The 21,078-nt window shown below is 68.7% G+C and carries 14 protein-coding genes; 10 read left to right on the top strand and 4 right to left on the bottom strand.

Features of this window, described 5'->3' with window-relative positions; translation table 11 throughout:
• Window positions 1–87 precede the first annotated feature (87 nt).
• A complete protein-coding gene (locus ACSF8R_RS12560; protein WP_434812214.1) occupies window positions 88–1,911 on the top strand; it encodes a glycosyl transferase in 1,824 nt (607 codons plus the stop codon).
• Window positions 1,908–2,852: a tetratricopeptide repeat protein gene (locus ACSF8R_RS12555; protein WP_434812213.1), complete on the top strand. Its 945-nt coding sequence runs from the start codon at window positions 1,908–1,910 to the stop codon at window positions 2,850–2,852. Before ACSF8R_RS12560 ends, ACSF8R_RS12555 begins: the two co-directional genes overlap by 4 nt.
• A 103-nt stretch (window positions 2,853–2,955) precedes the next feature.
• Here ACSF8R_RS12555 and glgB read toward each other — a convergent pair whose 3' ends face one another.
• The 3 genes from glgB to glgX are packed head-to-tail and all read right to left on the bottom strand — an operon-like array spanning window position 2,956 to window position 9,304.
• Window positions 2,956–5,091 (bottom strand): 1,4-alpha-glucan branching protein GlgB, encoded by a 2,136-nt coding sequence (gene glgB, locus ACSF8R_RS12550; protein ID WP_434812212.1) that lies wholly within the window; start codon window positions 5,089–5,091, stop codon window positions 2,956–2,958.
• The gene (locus ACSF8R_RS12545; protein ID WP_434812211.1) at window positions 5,088–7,172 is read right to left on the bottom strand and encodes an alpha-1,4-glucan--maltose-1-phosphate maltosyltransferase; all 2,085 of its coding nucleotides are present in this window, start codon (window positions 7,170–7,172) and stop codon (window positions 5,088–5,090) included. Before ACSF8R_RS12545 ends, glgB begins: the two co-directional genes overlap by 4 nt.
• A 50-nt stretch (window positions 7,173–7,222) precedes the next feature.
• On the bottom strand, window positions 7,223–9,304 hold the full coding sequence (glgX, locus tag ACSF8R_RS12540; protein ID WP_434812210.1) for a glycogen debranching protein GlgX: 2,082 nt from the start codon (window positions 9,302–9,304) through the stop codon (window positions 7,223–7,225).
• A gap of 50 nt (window positions 9,305–9,354) precedes the next feature.
• Here glgX and ACSF8R_RS12535 point away from each other — a divergent pair, with 50 nt between their 5' ends.
• From ACSF8R_RS12535 to ligA, 3 genes are read left to right on the top strand one after another with little or no spacing between them, the layout of a single operon-like run.
• Window positions 9,355–10,530, top strand: a complete 1,176-nt coding sequence (locus tag ACSF8R_RS12535; RefSeq protein ID WP_434812209.1) for a cysteine desulfurase family protein — start codon at window positions 9,355–9,357, stop codon at window positions 10,528–10,530.
• A 9-nt stretch (window positions 10,531–10,539) separates the two neighbouring features.
• On the top strand, window positions 10,540–11,631 hold the full coding sequence (mnmA, locus tag ACSF8R_RS12530; RefSeq protein ID WP_434812208.1) for a tRNA 2-thiouridine(34) synthase MnmA: 1,092 nt from the start codon (window positions 10,540–10,542) through the stop codon (window positions 11,629–11,631).
• Between the two features lie 28 nt (window positions 11,632–11,659).
• The gene (gene ligA, locus ACSF8R_RS12525; RefSeq protein ID WP_434812207.1) at window positions 11,660–13,966 is read left to right on the top strand and encodes an NAD-dependent DNA ligase LigA; all 2,307 of its coding nucleotides are present in this window, start codon (window positions 11,660–11,662) and stop codon (window positions 13,964–13,966) included.
• A gap of 19 nt (window positions 13,967–13,985) precedes the next feature.
• On the opposite strand, the gene ACSF8R_RS12520 is transcribed toward ligA, so the two are convergent.
• Entirely contained in the window at window positions 13,986–15,683 is a 1,698-nt protein-coding gene (locus tag ACSF8R_RS12520; RefSeq protein ID WP_434812206.1) for a long-chain-fatty-acid--CoA ligase, read from the bottom strand.
• Window positions 15,684–15,740: 57 nt separating this feature from the next.
• Here ACSF8R_RS12520 and gatC point away from each other — a divergent pair, with 57 nt between their 5' ends.
• The 5 genes from gatC to dinB are packed head-to-tail and all read left to right on the top strand — an operon-like array spanning window position 15,741 to window position 21,055.
• The gene (gene gatC / locus ACSF8R_RS12515) at window positions 15,741–16,040 is read left to right on the top strand and encodes an Asp-tRNA(Asn)/Glu-tRNA(Gln) amidotransferase subunit GatC (RefSeq protein WP_434812205.1); all 300 of its coding nucleotides are present in this window, start codon (window positions 15,741–15,743) and stop codon (window positions 16,038–16,040) included.
• A complete protein-coding gene (gene gatA, locus ACSF8R_RS12510) occupies window positions 16,037–17,548 on the top strand; it encodes an Asp-tRNA(Asn)/Glu-tRNA(Gln) amidotransferase subunit GatA (protein ID WP_434812204.1) in 1,512 nt (503 codons plus the stop codon). Before gatC ends, gatA begins: the two co-directional genes overlap by 4 nt.
• Window positions 17,548–19,065, top strand: coding sequence for an Asp-tRNA(Asn)/Glu-tRNA(Gln) amidotransferase subunit GatB (gene gatB, locus ACSF8R_RS12505; protein ID WP_434812203.1), 1,518 nt, complete (start codon window positions 17,548–17,550; stop codon window positions 19,063–19,065). Before gatA ends, gatB begins: the two co-directional genes overlap by 1 nt.
• A 25-nt stretch (window positions 19,066–19,090) precedes the next feature.
• Window positions 19,091–19,759, top strand: a complete 669-nt coding sequence (gene hemQ / locus ACSF8R_RS12500) for a hydrogen peroxide-dependent heme synthase (RefSeq protein ID WP_434812202.1) — start codon at window positions 19,091–19,093, stop codon at window positions 19,757–19,759.
• 42 nt (window positions 19,760–19,801) lie between these two features.
• Window positions 19,802–21,055 (top strand): DNA polymerase IV, encoded by a 1,254-nt coding sequence (gene dinB / locus ACSF8R_RS12495; protein WP_434812201.1) that lies wholly within the window; start codon window positions 19,802–19,804, stop codon window positions 21,053–21,055.
• The last annotated feature ends 23 nt before the right edge of the window (window positions 21,056–21,078 follow it).

The following is a 21,078-nucleotide window of genomic DNA, read 5'->3' as shown; positions in this document are numbered from 1 at the left end:
GGGCGACATTCAGGACTTCTTCGCTAGTCTGGAACGTCGATTGTGCGCCCGAACGCTGAGTCGCCGGGTGCAGGAAGGTCTTGATTCGTGCGTTTCGTGTGGGCTGTCGCCGCCTTCGTGCTGGCGACGCTGATGATCGGCGCCGGCATCGCGCAGCGGACCGTGCTGCAAGGTCCCGAGTCCGAGAGCCAGTCGATCGAGATCGATGAGAGCGTCCCCTACATCCTCATCGACGGAGCAGTGCTCAACAGTCACGACGGCGCGCAGACGCTGCGCGCACGCGGTGACGGCACGATCTTCGCGGCTTACGGTCGCACGGCAGATATGACCGCGTGGCTCGGCACGAGCGACTACGTGTCGGTGACGGTTTCGGATGCCGGAACGATCCGCTCCGAGGTCGTCACCGCTCCGGAGCCCGAGACGGACGCGACCGCGGAAGAAGCCGCAGCCGAGGCAGCACCGCTCGATCCACACGGCTCCGACCTGTGGCTTGACGAGTTCGAACATGACCGCACCCTGATCACGTCGCTCGAACTGCCCGACGACGTGAGCCTGCTGATCGCGGCCGATGGCGTCGAGCCCGCGCCGACCGATCTTTCGTTGAGCTGGCCGACCGGTGTCACTACGCCGTGGGCCGGCCCGCTCATCGTCGGAGGTGCGCTCATGATGGCGGCGGGCATCGTGCTGTACATCCTCGGCGTGCGTCACGTCCGGCGCTCGCGCGGACCTCGTCGCAAGGGGCTGCCGATGGCGCACACCGAACCGATCGATCTGGCCGTCGAAGGCGCCGACAAGGGCGTCATCTCGGCGACGCCCGCGCGTCGGCAGATCACCCGCGGCCGCAAGAAGCTGCTCGCCGTACCGACGCTCGGCCTGTCGGCGCTCCTGTTCGCAGGCTGTTCAGCGGATGCCTGGCCGCAGTTCGGCTCGACGCCGACGCCCACGCCGTCGCAGTCGGTCATCGTTCCCGAAGGGCAGGGTGCTCCCGCCGTCACCAAGGCGCAGGCGGAGCGCATCATCGCGCGCATCGCGCAGACGGTCACAGAGGCCGATGAAGCGGCCGACCTCGACCTCGCCTCGACCCGCCTCGCATCCGCTGCCCTCGCCGTCCGCAAGACCAACTACGCGATCCGTGAGGAGCTGGATGACCACCCGGCTCTTGCGCCCATTCCGACGGAGGGCCTACAGATCCTGCTGCCGGAGGCCTTCGACGGCTGGCCGCGCACGTTCCTCGCCGTCATGGAGTCCTCGGACGACAAGTCCACGGTGATCATGGCGGTGACGCAGGACGACGCCTGGTCGGACTACAAGCTCCGCTATATGGGCAACATGTCGGGCGACACCGAACTGAACGTCGCGCCGGACTACGTCGGTGCGCTGACGGTCGCGCCGGACTCGCCGTTCCTCGTCCTGCCGCCGCAGGAGCTCGCCGGGGCGTACGCCGATGTCATCGACGAAGGCGACGACAGCGTCTACGCCGGCCTGTTCGACCTCGAAGCCGACACGCTGCGGGCGCAGATCACGGCCGACCGCGCGGACCGACTCGAGCAGTTCAACGAGACCGGCGAGGAGACAGGCACCCTGTCCTACGATGCCGTCGACGGGAACATTGAGGCCGTCTCGCTGGGCACCGTCGACAGCGGTGCGATCGTCGCCGTGACCATTCGCGAGAACGAGACCGTCGAAGCGACCGACGACGACGCCGTCATCAAGCTCCGTGACGAGGACGACGACGAAGACACCGGCAACCGCATCGTCGAGGCGCTGACCGACACGACGAGCGCCAAGGGGTACACGACGACGTATCTCGACCAGTTGTTCTTCTTCGTGCCGGCGCAGAGTTCCAACGAGTCCATCCGTCTGCTCGGATATTCGTCCGACATCCTCGGAGCCAAGGAGATCGAAGAGTGACCGATCCGACACCGGCTGCCGCGCTGCGCGGCGGCGTCGACCTTTCGTCGCTGCGGCAGCGGGCCAACCAGCCCCCGGCCGCGCCGACAATCCCGGCTGGGGCGGATTCCGGGCCGGCGCTCGTGTTCGACGTCACCGACGACACGTTCCCGCAGGTGCTGGAGCTCTCGCGCACCGTTCCCGTCGTCGTCGACCTGTGGGCGGAATGGTGCGGACCGTGCAAGCAGCTCGGCCCGATCCTCGAGAAGGTCGTCACCGAGTATGCGGGCCGTCTCGTCCTCGCGAAGGTCGACGTGGATGCGAACCCGCAACTCGCGCAGGGGTTCCGGGCGCAGTCGATCCCGATGGTCGTCGCGCTCGTTGCTGGGCAGCCCGTTCCGCTCTTCAACGGCGCCGTTCCTGAGCCGCAGGTGCGCGAAGTGTTCGAGCAGCTTCTGCAGCTCGCGGGCCAGCACGGCGTGACAGGCACCGTGCCGATGCCGTCCGCGTCTGCATCAGGGGACGACGCTGAGCCCGCAGAGCCTGCGATGCCGCCACTGCACCAGGAGGCGTTCGACGCGATCGAGGCGGGGGAGTATCCGCGCGCGGCCGCAGCCTACGAGCAGGCCCTCGCAGAGAACCCCCGCGACGCCGATGCGCTCGCTGGACTCGGCCAGGTGCGTCTGCTCACCCGCGTCGCCGACGCAGACCTCCAGGCTGCACGCGCCGCTGCGGCCGCAAGCCCCGCCGACATCGACGCGCAGCTGCTCGTCGCTGATCTGGATCTCGCCGGCGGGCACGTCGACGACGCGTTCGGTCGGTTGCTCGATCTGTTCGCAGTCCTGCCCACCGATGAGCGAGCCCCCGTACGCGAACGGCTGCTCGAACTGTTCGGCGTCGTGGGCGACGCCGATCCGCGCGTCACCCGTGCCCGCGGCAGGCTGTCGAGTCTGCTGTTTTGACAGGAGCCGGATCAATGCCGCGCAGCGGCGTTGATGCGGCTGCCTGTCAAGGTTGAGTGCCGCCGCGGAAGCGGCGGTGTATCGAAACCCGACCCGTCAGACGTCACGCTCGATGCCCGAGCCAGAGCACGCCGAGGGGCGGCAGCACCATCGTGGCGCGACCGCCTGCGCCCGCCGTCACGGTGCCGAAGTTGCCGACGCCGGATCCGCCGTATTCCGCGGCATCCGAGTTCAACAGCTCGCTCCAAGCACCCTCTTCGGGAAGATCGAGCGCGTAGTCGTGGATCGGCACACCTGAGAAGTTGCAGATCACGGCGACCGTGTTGCCGTGGTGGTCTCGACGCGCGAACGCCTGCACGTTCGGGTTCCAGTCCGGGCCACCCAACCGCGTGAACGCCTCGCTGTCGCTGTCGCGCGCCCACAGCGGCGCGTGATCGCGGTAGACGCGGTTGAGCGTCGCGACGAACTCGTGCAGTTGGCGGTGCGGCGGCTGATCGAGCATCCACCAGTCGAGCGCGCGCGACTCCGACCACTCGGCCATCTGGCCGAACTCCTGGCCCATGAACAGGAGTTGCTTGCCGGGGTGACCCCACATGTAGGCGAGGAACGCGCGCATGTTGGCGAGCTTCTGCCAGTGATCGCCGGGCATGCGCGTGAACAGCGTGCCCTTGCCGTGCACGACCTCGTCGTGGCTGATGGGCAGCACGAAGTTCTCGCTGAACGCGTAGACGAAGGAGAACGAAAGCTCGCCCTCGTGATGCGAGCGGTACATCGGATCGCGCTTGATGTACTCGAGCGAGTCGTTCATCCAGCCCATGTTCCACTTGAAGCCGAACCCGAGTCCGCCGCCTGAGGTGGGCTGGGTGACGCCGGGATAGCTGGTGGATTCCTCGGCGATCATCGCGACGCCCGCGTGCTTCTTGTACACGGTGGCGTTGACCTCCTGCAGAAAGCCGATGGCTTCGAGGTTCTCGCGGCCGCCGTGCACGTTCGGCTCCCACTCGCCTGCCTCGCGCGAGTAGTCGAGGTACAGCATGGATGCCACGGCATCGACGCGCAGGCCGTCGACATGGAACTCCTCGAACCAGTAGAGCGCGTTGGCGACGAGGAAGTTGCGCACCTCGCTGCGGCCGTAGTCGAAGATGAACGTGCCCCAGTCCTTGTGCTCGCCCCGCCGTGGGTCGGCGTGCTCATACAGTGCCCGGCCGTCGAAGCGGGCGAGGGCGAAGTCATCCTTGGGGAAGTGACCGGGCACCCAGTCCATGATCACGCCGATACCCGCCTGATGGAGCCGGTCGATCAGATACCGAAGATCATCGGGGTCGCCGAAGCGGCTCGTCGGTGCGTAATAGCCGGTGACCTGGTACCCCCACGATCCACCGAACGGGTGCTCTGCGAGCGGCAGGAACTCGACGTGCGTGAACCCTTGCTGCTGGACGTACTCGATGAGCTGGTCGGCGCCGTCGCGATATCCGAGCCCCGGGCGCCACGACCCGAAATGGAGTTCGTAGACCGACATCGGGCTGTCGTGCGGCGACGTGCGCCCACGCGCGGCGATCCAGTCCTCGTCCTGCCACTCGTACGCGCTGTCGGTGACCACCGAGGCCGTCGCCGGCGGCACCTCCGCAAAACGCGCCATCGGGTCGGCCTTGGTGACCCAGCCGCCGTCCGGCGTGAGCAACTCGAACTTGTATCGGGTTCCGACGCCGAGCCCGGGCACGAACAGCTCCCAGACCCCCGAAGAGCCCATGGAACGCATCGCGTGGCCCTGGCCGTCCCAGTCGTTGAAGTCGCCGACGACACGCACGGCACGCGCGTTCGGCGCCCAGACGGCGAATGACACCCCAGACACCGTGCCGAAATCGTGGAGCCGGGCACCGAGCACCCGCCACAGCTCCTCATGACGGCCCTCACGGATCAGGTGCAGATCGATCTCACCGACGGTGGGAAGGTGTCGGTAGGGGTCATCGGCAGTCCAGGTGGGCGCCTGCTCGTACGTCGTGACGAGTTCGTAGGCATCGGGCCGGGACGACATGCGCCCCTCCCACACGCCCGCGCGAACATGGGACAGCTCGACGCTCGATCCGTCGGCGAGCGCTGCCGTGACCGTTGCTGCGAGCGGGCGACGTGCGCGGATCACCCACCCTTCTCCGTCGGCATGCGGGCCGAGCACATCGTGGGGTGCGTAGTACGACCCGGTGGCGACGGTGTCGAGGGTGCGGGCGTCGACGGCGGTCATCGGGGGCTCCTCACGTGCAGGACGTGTACCGGCTCGTGGAAGGCATCGAGTCGGACGAAATTGTGCTCGTTCCAGGTCCACACGGCCCCGGTGATGAGATCTTCGACCTCGAATTCTGCGCCCGGGCGGATGCCGAAGGCGGCCGTGTCGAGATGGACCATCGTCTGGCGAGCCGAATGCGGATCGACATTGGCGACGACGATGACCGTGTCGCTGCGACCATCGGGGGAGACGGCCGCCGGCAGGTGCTTGCTGTACACGAGGATCGCGTCGTCGTCACTGTAATGCACCCGCAGTCCGCGCAGCTGGCGCAGCGCGGGGTGCGCGTCGCGGATGTGGTTCAGGCGGGTGAGATAGGGCGCGAGCGAGTCGCCGGAGGCTTCGGCACGTGCCCAATCGCGGAGTTTGTACTCGTACTTCTCGTTGTCGATGTTCTCTTCCGAGCCGGGGCGGGCGACGTTCTCGAAGAGCTCGTACCCGGCGTAGACGCCGTAACTCGCACCGGCGGTCGCCGCGATCGCCGCGCGAACCTTGTACGCCGGTCGCCCACCGTACTGGAGATACTCGGTGAGGATGTCTGGCGTGTTCACGAAGAGGTTCGGCCGCATGAAGTCGGCGGTCTCGCTGGAGATCGAGGTGAGGAACTCCTCGAGTTCGGCCTTGGTGTTGCGCCACGTGAAGTACGAGTAGCTCTGCTGGAAACCGGCCATCGCGAGCCCCTGCAGCGGCGCCGGGCGTGTGAACGCCTCCGCGAGGAAGATGACGTCGGGGTCTTCCGCATTCACGGTCGAGATCAGCCATTCCCAGAACTGCAGCGGCTTGGTGTGCGGGTTGTCGACGCGGAAGATCTTCACGCCCTGCGCGATCCAGTGGCGGACGATGCGCAGGACCTCTGCTCGGATCCCGGCGGGGTCGTTGTCGAAATTGACCGGGTAGATGTCCTGGTACTTCTTCGGCGGGTTCTCGGCGTAGGCGATCGAGCCGTCCGGGAGCGTCGTGAACCATTCGGGGTGCGCGGCGACCCAGGGATGGTCCGGCGCCGCCTGCAGCGCGAGGTCGAGCGCGACCTCGAGTCCGTTCTCTCGAGCGGCGCGGACGAATGCCCGGAAGTCGGCGAGCGTGCCGAGGTCGGGGTGGACGGTGTCGTGGCCGCCTGCCGCCGAGCCGATCGCCCACGGCGACCCTGGGTCGCCCGGGCCGGCATCCAATGTGTTGTTCGGGCCCTTGCGGTTGCGTTCGCCGATCGGATGGATCGGCGGCAGGTACAGCACGTCGAAGCCCATCGCGGCGACGCCCGGGAGGCGCTTGATGGCGGTGCGGAACGTTCCGCTCTTCACCGTGCCGTCCTTCAGCCTGCGGGCGCCCTCCGAGCGGGGGAAGAACTCGTACCAGGCCCCGACCCCGGCGCGCTCGCGTTCGACGAGCAACTCGTGCTCGTCGCCGATCGTGACGAGGGAGGCGAGCGGGCGCTGCGCGAACCGTTCGGCAATCAGCGGGTCGCGCACGACGACGAGCGCCTGCGCGTCGTCGACCGACGCGTCCCGCAGTGCGGCCGCCGAGGCCGTCAGCGTCTGGCGCTCGTCTGCGGGCCGATCCTTCTCTGTCGCCCCATGCTCGAACAGGCGCGCGCCCATCTCCCGCATGAGCGGGGCATCCACACCCGCCGCGATCTTCAGGTCTGCGGCGTGCTCCCATGTGGCGAAGTCGTCGCCGAACGCCTCGAACCGAAAGCGCCACCGGCCCTGTACGAGCGGCGCGACGACCACGCGCCACCGGTCGTAGCCGTCTCCGACCGCCGTCAACCGGTGGAGGGATTCGGTGCCGTCAGGCGCGAACAGTCGGACGTGGACACCGATGCGGTCGTGTCCCTCGCGGAATGCCACGACTTCGAACGTCACCGCCTCGCCCACGAACGCGGACGCTGCATACGCGCCACCGGGTGCCGTAGGACGCGGGTGCACGAGTGGGATGCGGCCGGCGACGGTGTCGTTCACGCCGCTCCAGGCGTGCGCCGGTCTGAGCGGGATCTGCGCCGTGCTTCGGACGGTGGGATCGACAGCGATGCGAGTCCTGGTAGCCACGTTCCGAACTTACCGTTGAAGCCGCCACGGCGACACCGGCGCGCGGCCGATTACACGACGCGGAACAGTCGCATCGCAGTCCCGGGCAGCGTCAGTGTCTCTCCCGGCGTCCGCCGATGCGCAGTGGTGGAGGGGCGCTCGTCCAGGCTCGACCACAGATCGAGATACCCGGTCACACCCTCGAGCGCCGGCAAGGTGACATCGATCGGCCGTTCGTTCCCGTGCACGATCAGCAGGATCCGGTTGGCATGTTCACGTTCGGGTGTGGAGCGCGCGTCGTACTGGAGCGTGCGGTGGGACGGATCGGTCCAGCGCTCGATCGACATCTGCTCACCGTGCTCGTCGTACCAGTCGATGACCGACGCGTTGGGGACGACCTGTTCCTCGTGCGCGAAGTGCACGGGGCGCAGCGCGGGGTTCTCGCGGCGGAGGGCGATCAGACGCCGCACGTGCGCGTGAAGGTCCTCCTGCCACTCGGCGGGCTCCCACGACATCCACGTGAGCGCGGAGTCATGGCAGTACGCATTGTTGTTGCCGCGTTGTGTCCGAGCGAATTCGTCGCCCGCCGTCAGCATGGGCACGCCCGCAGACAGCAGAAGCGTCCCGAGGAGGTTGCGCATGGCCTTCCGCCGCGTCGCGAGGATCGTCTCGTCGTCGGTGGGCCCCTCGGCGCCATGGTTGAAGGATCTGTTCGTGTCGGCGCCGTCTCGGTTGTGCTCGCCGTTGCCGAGGTTGTGCTTGACGTCGTACGAGACGAGGTCGCGCAGCGTGAACCCGTCGTGGGCTGTCACGAAGTTGATGCCGGCGAGCGGACCACGTTCGCGACTGAAGGTGTTCGACGATCCGGCGAGGCGGGTTGCGAACCCCCCGACGCCGACCGGCGACGTCGACGCGCGTCGTGCGTAGTCGACGTCGCTGAGCCAGAAGTTGCGGACCCGATCGCGGTAGCGGTCGTTCCACTCGGCCCAGCCCGGTCCGAACCCGCCGGTCTGCCAGCCGCCCATGCCGACGTCCCACGGCTCCGCGATCTTCTTGACCGACGCGAGATCCGGGTCCTCCGCGATCGCGCGCAGCAACGGGTGCTCGGCGTCGAATTCGTGCCCGTGGTCGCGACCGAGGGTGACGGCGAGATCGAACCGGAAGCCGTCGATCTGCATCTCGTTGGCCCAGTACCGCAGCGAGTCCAGGACGAGGCGCGATGCGGCAGGCGTGGATGTGTCGACGGAGTTGCCGCATCCGGTCACATCGATGTAGGCGCCGCTGGATTCCTGGCGGTAGTACGAGCGGTTGTCGAGACCGCGCAGGCTCGTGCGAGGACCACCGAAGCCCTCCTCAGCGGTGTGGTTGTAGACGACGTCCAGCAGCACTTCGAGCCCGGCCTCATGCAAGGCACGGACCATGTCCTTGAACTCGCGCACGATCGCGTCGGGGCCGGCCATGCGACTGTCCGCCGTCGCATACGGCGAGTGCGGCGTGAAGAAGTTGAGGCTGTTGTACCCCCAGTAGTTGCTGAGCCCGAGGTTCAGCAGGCGCGGCTCGGTGGCGAACGCGTGCACGGGAAGCAGTTCGACGGCGGTGACGCCGAGCCCCACGAGGTGCTCGATCATCGCGGGGTGTCCGAGCCCGGCATACGTGCCGTGCAACGCGGGCGGGATGCCGGGATGCCGCTTCGTGAGCCCCTTCACGTGCGCTTCGTAGATGACGGTGCGATCCCAGGGCGTGTCGGGCTTGCCGACGCCCTGCCAGTCGTAGGTGTCGTCGATGACGACCGAGCGCCAGTCCTCGTACCCGCCCGAGACGAGACCCCGGGAATACGGTTCGATGAGCAGGGTCTGCGGATTGAACGCGTGACCCTGTCCGTGCGGTCCGTCCGCTCGGACCGCGTACCGCACGCCGGGTGCGAGCGCGGGGGTGTCGACCTGCCAGACGCCCCCGCCGACGTCCGTGAGCGGCAGCGTCTCGACCGCCCAGTCGAGGTCGGTCGTGTCGAACAGGACGAGTTCCATGCTCGTCGCGTGCGCCGACCAGACCCGCAGCGTGCCGCCGTCTGCATGCAGCGTCACGCCGAGACGGTCCAGGGCCGGATCGTGCAGGCCGGGGACGGCGACGGGAGCGCCGGTGGGCAGCGACATGCGATCTACAGTAGTTGCGACGAACCGGTGGCAGGCGACGGGAGGCGGCGGTGTCGGCATACCTCGATCACGCGGCGACCACACCGCTGCGACCCGAAGCGCGGGATGCCTGGCTGGCGACGGCAGAAGACCTCGGCAACGCGTCGTCGGTGCACGGCGCGGGGCAACGCGCGCGCCGCCTGCTCGAGGAGGCCCGCGAAGCCATCGCCGAGGGGTTGGGCTGCGACCCGATCGAGATCGTGCTGACATCGGGGGGCACGGAATCGATCAACCTCGCGTTGAAGGGTCTGTGGTGGGCGCGTAACACGGGTGATGCGATCGTCCTGCCCGACGGTGAGCACCACGCGACGATGGAGGCCGTCGCGTGGTTGGCAGCGACCGAAGGAGCTGCCGTACGCGGCGTTCCGATCGATTCGACAGGTCGGATCGACGCATCGGCATGGACCGCCGCGCTCAGCGGCGCCGCCGTCGCGACCGCGCTCGTCGCGAACAACGAGGTCGGCACGATCCAGGATGTCGACTCCCTCGCCGCCGCCGCCGCGGCATCCGGAACCGCGTTGCACCTCGACGCGGTCGGCGCGGTCGGCCACGTCGCCCTGTCATTCGCACGCCTCCGTGGCGACGCCGCGCCCGGGACCGGCCTGCTGGCGATGAGCGTGTCGGGACACAAGCTGGGCGCACCGGTTGGCACGGGGGCGCTCGTCGTCTCGCGCCATGCCGCGCTCTCCCCGCTGGTCCATGGCGGCGGTCAGCAACGGGGGATCCGCTCCGGGACACAGGATGTGGCCGGCGCGGCGGCCATGGCGGCCGCGCTGACGGCGACGCTCTCGGGACGCGCCGACGAAGAACGGCGCGTGGCGGGTCTGCGCGACCTTCTGTGGGCCGGCATCCATACCGCAGCGCCCGGCATCGAGATGCTCGGCGACCCCGACCACAGACTGTCCGGCAATCTGCACCTGCTGCTGCCGGGTGCGGACGGCGAGACGATGCTGTTCCTGCTCGACCAGGCGGGCATCTCGGTCGCAACGGGCGCCGCCTGCCAGGCCGGCGTCACAGAGCCCTCGCATGTCGTGATGGCGATGGGGAGGGATGAGCGCGCGGCCCGGTCGGTGCTGCGCCTCACTCTGGGTCGAACGACGACGGCAGCGGACGTCGACGCGGTCGTCTCGGCGTTGCCCGACGCCTACCGCCGAGCATCCCGCGCCCGTTCAGGTCAGCGCTCGTAGACTGGACCCATGCGGATTCTGGCAGCGATGAGCGGCGGCGTCGATTCAGCCGTCGCGGCCGCCCGAGCCGTCGAAGCCGGGCATGACGTCGTCGGCGTCCACCTCGCGCTCTCTCGCGCCGGCGGCACGCTTCGCACGGGCAGCCGCGGGTGCTGCACCATCGAAGATGCGATGGATGCCCGGCGGGCGGCGGATCTGCTCGGCATCCCGTTCTACGTGTGGGACTTCTCCGAGCGGTTCCGCGACGACGTCATCGACGATTTCGTCGCCGAGTACCGCGCGGGCCGTACGCCGAACCCATGCATGCGCTGCAACGAGAAGATCAAGTTCGCGGCGCTCCTCGAACGCGCGCTCGAACTGGGCTTCGACGCGGTGTGCACGGGGCACTACGCCACGCTCGTCGACGGCGTTGCGGGGCGAGAGCTGCACCGCGCCAGCGACGAAGCCAAAGACCAGTCGTACGTGCTGGGGGTGCTCACCGCCGAGCAGCTCGCGCACACCTACTTTCCGCTCGGCTCGACGCCGTCGAAGGCGGTCGTGCGCGCCGAGGCTGCACAGCGTGGGCTGACGGTCGCGCAGAAGCCCGACAGCCACGACATCTGCTTCATCCCCGACGGCGACACCCGCGGCTGGCTCGCTGAGAAGGTCGGCGCGGAACGCGGTGAGATCCTCGATCGCGACGGCGCTGTCGTCGGGTCGCACGAGGGCGCGCACGCGTTCACCGTGGGGCAACGCCGCGGTCTGCAGTTGGGCGTTCCCGCGGCCGACGGCAAGCCGCGCTTCGTGCTCGAGGTGCGCCCTGTCAGCAACACCGTCGTCGTCGGCCCCAAAGAGGCGCTCGCAACGGCCGAGATCGCGGGGGAGCGGTACTCGTGGGCGGGCCGCGCACCCGGCGGCGATGCATTCACGTGCCATGTGCAGATCCGTGCCCACGCCGAGCCGGTACCCGCTGTGGCCGTGCTCGACGATCGTGGGATCACGGTTCGACCCGACGAGCCGTTCGACGGCGTCGCTCCGGGACAGACCGCCGTGCTGTACGACGGGACCCGGGTCATCGGCCAGTTCACGGTCGACCGCACCCGCTCGGCTGTACCGGTCTGATGTCGCAGGCCCGTCCTACACTGGCCGAGTGACCGACACCGAGCTGGATGCGCCCGCCACACTCGCCGAGGCCCGTGATGAAGCTGCCGAGCTGACCGAACGGATCCTCGGTGCGCGCGAGGCCTACTACGGCCGCGACGCGGAAGTGGTCGACGACACGACGTACGACGGGTGGATGCATCGGCTCGAAGCACTCGAGCGTGCCTACCCCGAACTGTCGGGGCAGGACTCGCCCACGCAGACGGTCGGGGCCGCCGAATCGACGATGTTCGCCCCCGTCGAGCACGCCGAGCGCATGCTGAGTCTCGACAATGTCTTCAGTGCAGACGAACTCGCCGAATGGTGCGAGAAGACGCGGAACGCAGCCGGGCGCCCGGTGCGGTGGCTCACCGAGTTGAAGATCGACGGGCTCGCCATCAGCCTGCGTTACGAGCACGGGGTGCTCACCTCTGCCGCCACGCGCGGTGATGGGCGAACCGGTGAAGATGTCACGGTCAACGCCCTGCGCGTCGCCGGCATCCCGCAGCGACTGAGCGGAACCGGCCACCCGGCGCTTGTAGAAGTGCGCGGCGAAGTGTTCATCCCCGTCGCCGCGTTCGACGAACTCAACGCACTGCAGGCGCGGATGCGCGAGCGGGTGTCGACCGAAGCCCTCGACCGCGGCATCGAAGCTGAGAAGGCCGAGCGCAGCGCTGCCCGACGGTTTCCCGCGTTCGCCAACCCGCGCAACGCGGCCTCCGGAGGGCTGCGCCAGCAGCTCGACAAGAAGCAGGGACTCGAGCGCGAAGCCGGTCAGGCGCGCCTGGACTCCCTCCGTCTCTTCGTGCACGGCATCGGCGCGTGGCCCGACCCGCCCGTCGCCTCGCAGAGCGAGGTCTACGGCGTCCTGGCCGAGTGGGGGCTGCCGACGAGTCCGACCTTCCGCACCGCTGACGATGTCGACGGCGTCCGGGAGTTCGTCGAGTACTACGGCGCGCACCGACACGATGTCGAACATGAGATCGACGGCGTCGTCGTGAAAGTCGACGAGCTCGAACTGCACGACGAGCTCGGCGCGACCAGCCGCGCGCCGCGCTGGGCCATTGCATACAAGTACCCGCCGGAGCAGGTGAACACGAAACTGCTCGACATCGTGGTCTCGGTCGGCCGCACCGGCCGGGCGACACCGTTCGCCGTGATGGCGCCGGCACGTGTCGCGGGCAGCGTCGTCCGGCAGGCGACCCTGCACAATCAGGATGTCGTCAAAGCCAAGGGCGTGCTCATCGGCGACACGATCGTCTTGCGCAAGGCGGGCGACGTCATCCCTGAAGTGCTCGGACCGGTCGTCGAACTGCGCGACGGGACCGAGCGCGCCTTCGTCATGCCGACCGCGTGTCCGGACTGCGGCGCGACGCTCGCGCCGGCCAAGGAGGGCGACGTCGACCTCCGCTGCCCGAACACGCGAACCTGTCCGGCGCAGGTTCGGGGTCGTGTCGAGCACATCGGCTCGCGCGGAGCGCTCGACATCGAAGCGCTCGGCGAGGTCACTGCAGCTGCCCTCACCCAACCCTCCCACCCGGCGCTGCCCCCGCTCGCGACCGAAGCGGGCCTGTTCGAACTCACCGTCGATCAACTCGTGCCGATCGAGGTGATCGTCCGCGACGCGGAGACGGGGCTGCCGAAGGAGGACGAGCAGGGCGTCGTGAAAACGCGTGCGCCCTTTCGTCGGAACGCCTCGTCGGCGGAGAAGAAGGACGGGATCACGGCGCCGCAGCCATCGGCGCAGGCGCTCACGCTCATCGACGAACTCGAGAAGGCGAAGACGAAGGACCTCTGGCGCTTCCTCGTCGCATTGAACATCCGTCACGTCGGGCCTGTCGCAGCCCGGGCGCTCGCGGGGTGGTTCGGATCGATCGCCGCGATCCGCGCAGCCGCGCGGGACGAGCTCGCCGCCGTCGACGGTGTCGGCGGCATCATCGCCGATTCGCTGATCGACTGGTTCACCGTGGATTGGCATCGAGAGATCGTCGACCGCTGGCAGGCGGCGGGTGCTCGTCTCGAGATCCCGGGCCACGCGGGGCCGGGTGCTGCCGCTGTCGTCGGGGGCGTGCTCGAAGGCGTCACCGTGGTCGCGACGGGCACCCTCGAAGGGTTCACCCGCGAGGGTGCACAGGAAGCGATCCTCGCGGCAGGCGGCAAGGCCGCCTCGAGCGTTTCGAAGAAGACCGACTTCGTCGCGGCCGGACCCGGCGCCGGCTCGAAGCTCGCGAAAGCCGAGCAACTCGGAGTCCGGATCATCGACGCCGCGCAGTTCGCGATCCTCGTGACGCAGGGGCCCGCCGCGCTCGACGCCTGAGCCGGAGGGGGAGCGGCGCTCAGTCCTCCTCGGTGAGCAGGCGCTCCTTGACCTGGCGCCGCAGCACCTTCCCGATGAGATTGCGCGGCAGTTCGTCGATGACGATGATCCTGCGCGGCACCTTGTAGGGCGTGAGGTGGTCACGACAGAACGTCCGCAGCGCCTCGGTATCGATCTCGCTCACACCATCCGCCAGGACGATCGCTGCGACGACATCCTCGCCGGAGTGGTCACTCGGGAGTCCGACGACGGCGACATCCTCGACCTGTGGGTGCTGCCTCAGCGCGTGCTCGACCTCGGTGGGGGCGACATTGAAGCCGCCGGTGATGATGAGCTCTTTGATGCGGTCGACGATGCGCACGAATCCGCGCTCGTCGATCGTGACGATGTCGCCGGTGCGGAACCAGTCGTCGACGAACACCGCTGCCGTCTCGTCCGGACGACCGTAGTAGCCAGAGAACACCTGCGGCCCGCGGACGAGGAGTTCGCCGCGGTCACCGGGCGCGACATCGATAGCGGGATCGTCCGGGTCGACGACACGGCACTCGGTGTCCGGCAGGGGGAGGCCGACCGTGCCGGGCACGCGTCCTTCTGCAACGGGATTCACCATGAGCACAGGGGAGCACTCGGACAGTCCGTAGCCCTCCACCAGATACCCGCCACTGGCGGCTTCGAACGGCACCACCAGTTCGTGCGGCAGTGCCATCGCGCCCGAGACGGCGATGCGCGTACCCTTCAGCGACACGCCGCTGCGCTCCGATTCCTCGAGCAGCCGCGCCGCGATCGGCGGCACGACCGGCAGGATCGTCGCGGGATGCCTGCGCGTCGCGGCGAGCACCATCGCCGGGTCGAACCGGGGGAACAGCACGAGACGCGCACCGAGCGACATCGCGAAGGTGAGACACAGGGTCAGTCCGTAGGCGTGGAACATCGGCAGCACCGCGAACACGACGCAGCCCTCGCCCCGCTTGACCTCCGGGGTCCATACCTGAGCCTGACGCGCGTTCGCGAGCAGGTTGCGGTGGGTGAGCATCGCCCCTTTGGGGGTGCCGGTCGTCCCGCTGGTGTACTGGATCACGGCGAGGTCGTCCGTCTGCGGTTGCGGCAGGAGGGCTGACACGCGTTCGCCGTGCAGGAGTTCCTCCCACCGCACCGTGCCGCTCACCGCGCAGGTGAGCGCGGCACGCCCCTCGCGGGCTTTCCGAATGGGCAGCCGCAGCGTGAACTGCATACGCCGCGGAAGGCTGTGCACGATGTCGACCGAGATGAGCGTCTGCACCCGCAGCGATTCGGGGAGTCCTTGAATCGGTTCCACGACGTTGTTCCACACGATCGCCGTCCGCGCTCGATGGTCGCTGAACTGTTTCGCGAATTCATCGGGCGTGTACAGCGGGTTGTGTTCGACGACGACCGCGCCCAGTCGCAGCACGGCATAGAAGGCGACGATGTGCTGCGGGCAGTTCGGCAGCACGATCGCGACCGGATCACCAGCGCGAACGCCCGCACGGTACAGACCGCCCGCTACGTGCGCGATCGCATCGGCGAGTTCGCGGTACGACGTCTCGCGACCGAAGAATTCGAGCGCGGGTGCGGCGGGGAAATCCCGCGCCGACGCGGTGACGAGGTCGAGCAGGTTGCCGTCGATGCGCCCGAGCTCTTCCGGTACTCCCGGCGCGTAGCTGGCGGTCCAGGGACGGGGCGGAACGAAGCTGGTCACCGAAACAGCCTACGCCCGGGGCGGAGCGGCTCCGACGGCGCACCTAGACTGGAAGGCGTGTCTGAAATCACCCCTGATCTCGTACGCCATCTCGGTGTGCTCGCCCGGATTCAGCTGAGCGATGAGGAGGTCACGCGTCTGACCGATCAGCTCGGCGTGATCGTCGACAACATCGCGAAGGTCTCCGAGGTGGCGACGCCGGATGTCGCGGCCACGAGCCACCCGATCCCGATGCAGAACGTGTTCCGCGAGGACGTCGTGGGCGACATGCTCACGGTCGACGAGGTGCTGCAGAACGCGCCGGATGCCGCAGACGGCCGGTTCCGCGTCACCGCGATCCTGGGGGAGGAGCAGTGAGCGACATCATTCGCAGCAGTGCATCGGATCTCGCGGCGGCACTGCGCGCAGGCGAGCTGAGCAGCGTCGAGGCCACGCAGGCGCACCTCTATCGCATCGCCGCCGTCGACGGCGACGTGCATGCGTTCCTGCACGTCAGCGACCACGCCCTGGAGGTCGCGGCAGACATCGATCGCCGCCGTGCAGCCGGAGAGCAGCTGGGCGAATTGGCGGGTGTGCCGCTGGCGATCAAGGACGTGCTGGTCACGACCGACATGCCGTCGACGAGCGGCTCGAAGATCCTCGAGGGCTACATGTCGCCCTACGACGCGACGGTCGTGGCGCGTTCGCGCGCGGCCGGGCTCGTTCCGCTCGGCAAGACGAACATGGACGAGTTCGCGATGGGTTCGTCCACCGAGCATTCCGCGTACGGACCCACGCGCAACCCGTGGGACCTCGACCGCATCCCCGGCGGCTCCGGCGGCGGCTCCGCTGCGGCGGTGGCGGCGTTCGAGGCGCCATTGGCGCTCGGCTCCGACACGGGCGGCTCGATCCGCCAGCCCGCGCACGTGACCGGCACGGTCGGCATGAAGCCCACGTACGGCGGCGTCAGCCGGTACGGCGCGATCGCACTGGCATCCAGCCTCGACCAGGTCGGCCCCGTCACCCGCACGGTGCTCGACTCCGCGCTGCTGCACGACGTCATCGGCGGACACGACCCGCACGACGCGACCTCGCTCGAGGGCGACTGGCCGTCGTTCGCGGATGCCGCACGGGACGGCGCCCGCGGCGACGTGCTCAAGGGGCTGCGCGTCGGCGTCATCTCCGAGCTTCCCGACAGCGGCTTCCAGCCGGGTGTGTCGGCCTCGTTCCGCGCAGCGCTCGACCTGCTGCAGGCGCACGGCGCCGAGATCGTGGACATCAGCGCTCCGCACTTCGAATACGGCGTCGCGGCGTACTACCTGATCCTCCCGGCCGAGGCCTCCAGCAACCTGGCCAAGTTCGACTCCGTGCGATTCGGGCTGCGCGTCGACGTGCCCGGCGGCACGGTCGAAGACGTCATGGCCGCCACCCGGGACGCCGGCTTCGGTGACGAGGTCAAGCGCCGCATCATCCTGGGCACGTACGCCCTGTCGGCGGGCTACTACGACGCCTATTACGGGTCGGCTCAGAAGGTGCGCACGCTCATCCAGCAGGACTTCGCGAACGCGTTCGCATCGGTCGACGTCATCGCGACACCGTCGGCGCCGACGACCGCGTTCCGACTGGGGGAGAAGATCGACGACCCCCTGCAGATGTACCTCAACGACGTCACGACGATCCCTGCAAACCTCGCCGGCGTGCCGGGCATCTCGGTCCCGTCGGGGCTCAGCGACGACGACGGTCTGCCCGTCGGCATCCAGTTTCTGGCCCCTGCCCGAGAGGATGCCCGCCTGTACCGCGTGGGCGCCGCGCTCGAGGCGCTGCTGATCGATCGTTGGGGCGGGCCGCTGCTGGACCGTGCACCGCTGTTGGGAGGGGACCGCTGATGGCCAAGGTCGCATTGATGGACTTCGACGAGGCGCTCGAGCGTTTCGAGCCGGTGCTCGGGTTCGAGATCCACGTCGAACTGAACACGGAGACGAAGATGTTCTCGGCGGCGGGCAACCCGGCCAACGAGAAGCACCACGGCGCCGCTCCGAACACCCTGGTCGCGCCGGTCGACATGGGACTGCCCGGTTCGCTCCCGGTGGTCAACGAAGAAGCCGTGCGCTCCTCGATCCGCCTGGGGCTCGCGCTCGGCTGCTCGATCGCGCCGTCGAGCCGCTTCGCGCGGAAGAACTACTTCTATCCCGACCTCGGGAAGAACTATCAGATCTCGCAGTACGACGAGCCGATCGCGTTCGAGGGGTCGGTCGAGATCGAACTCGACGGCGGCGACCTCGTCACGATCCCGATCGAGCGCGCGCACATGGAGGAGGATGCCGGCAAGCTCACCCACATGGGCGGCTCGACCGGCCGCATCCAGGGTGCGGAGTATTCCCTCGTCGATTACAACCGTGCCGGAGTGCCCCTCGTGGAGATCGTCACGAAGCCCATCTTCGGCGCCGAACACCGCGCGCCCGAGATCGCGAAGGCCTACATCGCGACGATCCGTGACATCGTGCGCGCCCTCGGCATTTCGGAGGCCCGCATGGAGCGCGGCAATCTCCGCTGCGACGCGAACGTCTCCCTGCGTCCCCGGGGGCAGGAGAAGCTCGGCACCCGCACCGAGACGAAGAACGTGAACTCGATGCGTTCGGTCGAGCGCGCCGTGCGGTACGAGATCCAGCGGCAGGCCGCGATCCTCGCAGACGGCGGGACCATCACGCAGGAGACGCGTCACTGGCACGAGGACACCGGCACCACGTCGCCGGGCCGTCCGAAGTCCGATGCCGACGACTACCGCTACTTCCCCGAGCCCGATCTGCTTCCGGTCGCACCGGCGGACGAGCTCGTCGAGCAGCTGCGCGGCACGCTTCCCGAGCCGCCCGCCGCGCACCGTCGGCGACTCAAGGTGGAGTGGGGGTTCACCGACCTCGAGTTCCAGGACGTCGTCAACGGTGGGCTGCTGGCCGAGGTCGAGGCGACCATCGCGGCCGGTGCCTCCCCCGCCTCGGCGCGCAAGTGGTGGACCGGTGAGCTCACCCGAGTCGCGAACGCCCAGGGCACCGAGCCTGCCGCACTCGTCGAACCGGCCGCCGTCGCCGAACTGCAGCAGCTCGTCGACGCGGGCACCCTCACCGACAAGCTCGCCCGCCAGGTGCTCGAAGGCATGATCGCAGGCGAGGGCTCGCCGCAGCAGATCGTCGACGCGCGCGGCCTCGCGGTCGTCTCTGACGACGGTGCCCTCATCGCGGCGATCGACGAGGCGCTTTCGGCGCAACCGGACGTGCTCGAGAAGATCCGCGACGGCAAGGTGCAGGCGGCTGGCGCCGTCATCGGCGCCGTCATGAAGGCCATGCGCGGGCAGGCCGACGCCGCCCGCGTGCGCGAGCTCGTGCTCGAGCGCGCCGCCGCGTCTTGACGCTTCGCCCGACCGAGAGGACAACATGAGCGAGCAGCATCCGCCCGTCGACCACAGTGCGATCGCCGATTCCGTCAACGCGTCGATCGCATACACGATGTACGCGGTCTTCCAAGGCGCTCCCACAGACGCCGACACGCTCCGTGCGGGGTTCGCGGGACTCGACGGGCTCACGATCCGCGGATGGTACGACGTCGCCGGCTTCCGAGCCGATGCCGACTTCATGGTCTGGTGGTGGGCGCCCGACACCGAGACGCTGCAGGCGGCGTATCGACTGCTCGCATCCGATCCGGGAGTCGCACCGGTGTGGTCGAACGTCGGAGTGCACCGCCCGGCGGAATTCAACCGCGGACACGTGCCGGCTTTCCTCGCCGGTGACGAGCCGAAGGGCTACATCTGCGTCTACCCCTTCGTCCGCAGCTACGAGTGGTACCTGCTCTCCGATGAGGAGCGGGGCGAACTGCTCCGCGAGCACGGTGCGGCGGCACGTGACTACCGTGATGTGCTCGCCAACACCGTGGCGTCGTTCGCCCTCGGCGACTACGAGTGGCTGCTGGCCTTCGAAGCCGACGAACTGGTGCGCATCGTCGATCTGATGCGCGATCTGCGCGCGACCGGCGCCCGCCGCCATGTGCGCGAAGAGGTGCCGTTCTTCACAGGACCGCGCGTCGAGCTCGAAGACCTCTCCGCCTGAGCGCGACTGCGCGATGTCGGTGGCTTCACCGACAATGGATGCATGGGACGCGGTGACGGGACGGGACGCATTGTCTCGGCCGACGGCGCTGACGACAGCGGCACACGCATCCTCCACGTGGACATGGACGCGTTCTACGCGTCGGTCGCCGTGCTGGATGATCCCTCGCTCGCGGGCAAACCCATCATCATCGGCGCACCCGACGCGCGCTCCGTGGTCTCGAGCGCGTCCTACGAGGCGCGACGGTTCGGTGTGCGCGCCGCGATGCCCGTCGGGCAGGCACTCCGGTTGTGTCCGAGCGCGGTCGTCGTCGCTCCTGCCTTCGAACGGTACGTCGAGCTCTCCCGCCGCGTCATGGACGTCTTCCGTGAGATCACGCCGCTCGTCGAGCCGCTGTCGATCGACGAAGCATTCCTCGACGTGTCCGGCGCCGGTCGCCTGTGGGGGTCGCCCGGGCACATCGCGAAGATGGTCCGCAAGAAGGTCGCAGATCAGACCGGGCTGACGTGCTCGGTGGGGGTCGCGGCCACCAAGCACGTCGCGAAGATGGCATCGACGCTCGCCAAGCCGGATGGCCTGCTGATCGTGGCTGAGCACGACACGCAGGCGTTTCTGGCGGCACGTTCGGTCCGCGCGCTGTGGGGTGTCGGGCCGAAGGCCTCTGAGGCACTCGAATCGCGCGGTATCCGAACGGTCGCCGACGTGCTCGAAACGCCGCGCGACGTGTTGGACCGGGTGCTCGGCACAGCGATGGGGGAGCGGATCTGGCACCTCTCACGCGGCCGCGATGCCAGACAGGTGGAGACCGCGCGCATCGAGAAGAGCATCGGACACGAAGAGACGTTCCACCACGACGTCGACGACGACGCGGTCCTGCACACGGAACTCCGCCGGCTCGCCGACCGGGTCGCGAGCAGACTGCGCGCGGGAGGCGTCGAAGCCTCGGTCGTCGCGATCAAGGTGCGAACGTCCGACTTCACAACACTGAGTCGATCGCAGACGCTGGCAGAACCGACCGACGTCGGCCACCGACTCGGGGTCGCCGCCATCGACCTGTACGGCCGCGTCGAGCGGACGCTGCCGGTGCGCCTGATCGGTGTCCGCGCCGAGCGGCTCGCCGCGCGTGGCGGCGGGGCGCTCGCACTGTGGGACGACGATGCGGACTGGCGCAGGATCGATGAGGCGCTCGACGGTGCACACCTGCGGTTCGGCAGCGCGGCCGTGACGCGAGCGAGCACGCTTGGGCCTCGCAGAGATCTCGGCGCGTTGCCGACGAACCCGAGAGACCCCGGCTGACCTCGCAGTGGACTCGCGTCCGG

It is taken from the genome of Microbacterium sp. bgisy189, assembly GCF_965345345.1.
Taxonomy (GTDB): Bacteria; Actinomycetota; Actinomycetes; order Actinomycetales; family Microbacteriaceae; genus Microbacterium.
This window is presented reverse-complemented; position numbering and strand designations above follow the sequence as displayed.

What these genes read in the sequence shown, in the direction of transcription:
- dinB (WP_434812201.1), top strand. Translation starts at nt 19,802, where the DNA reads ATGGGACGCGGTGACGGGACGGGACGCATTGTCTCGGCCGACGGCGCT.
- hemQ (WP_434812202.1), top strand. Translation starts at nt 19,091, where the DNA reads ATGAGCGAGCAGCATCCGCCCGTCGACCACAGTGCGATCGCCGATTCC.
- glgB (WP_434812212.1), bottom strand. Translation starts at nt 5,091, where the DNA reads ATGACCGCCGTCGACGCCCGCACCCTCGACACCGTCGCCACCGGGTCG.
- mnmA (WP_434812208.1), top strand. Translation starts at nt 10,540, where the DNA reads ATGCGGATTCTGGCAGCGATGAGCGGCGGCGTCGATTCAGCCGTCGCG.
- gatB (WP_434812203.1), top strand. Translation starts at nt 17,548, where the DNA reads ATGGCCAAGGTCGCATTGATGGACTTCGACGAGGCGCTCGAGCGTTTC.
- glgX (WP_434812210.1), bottom strand. Translation starts at nt 9,304, where the DNA reads ATGTCGCTGCCCACCGGCGCTCCCGTCGCCGTCCCCGGCCTGCACGAT.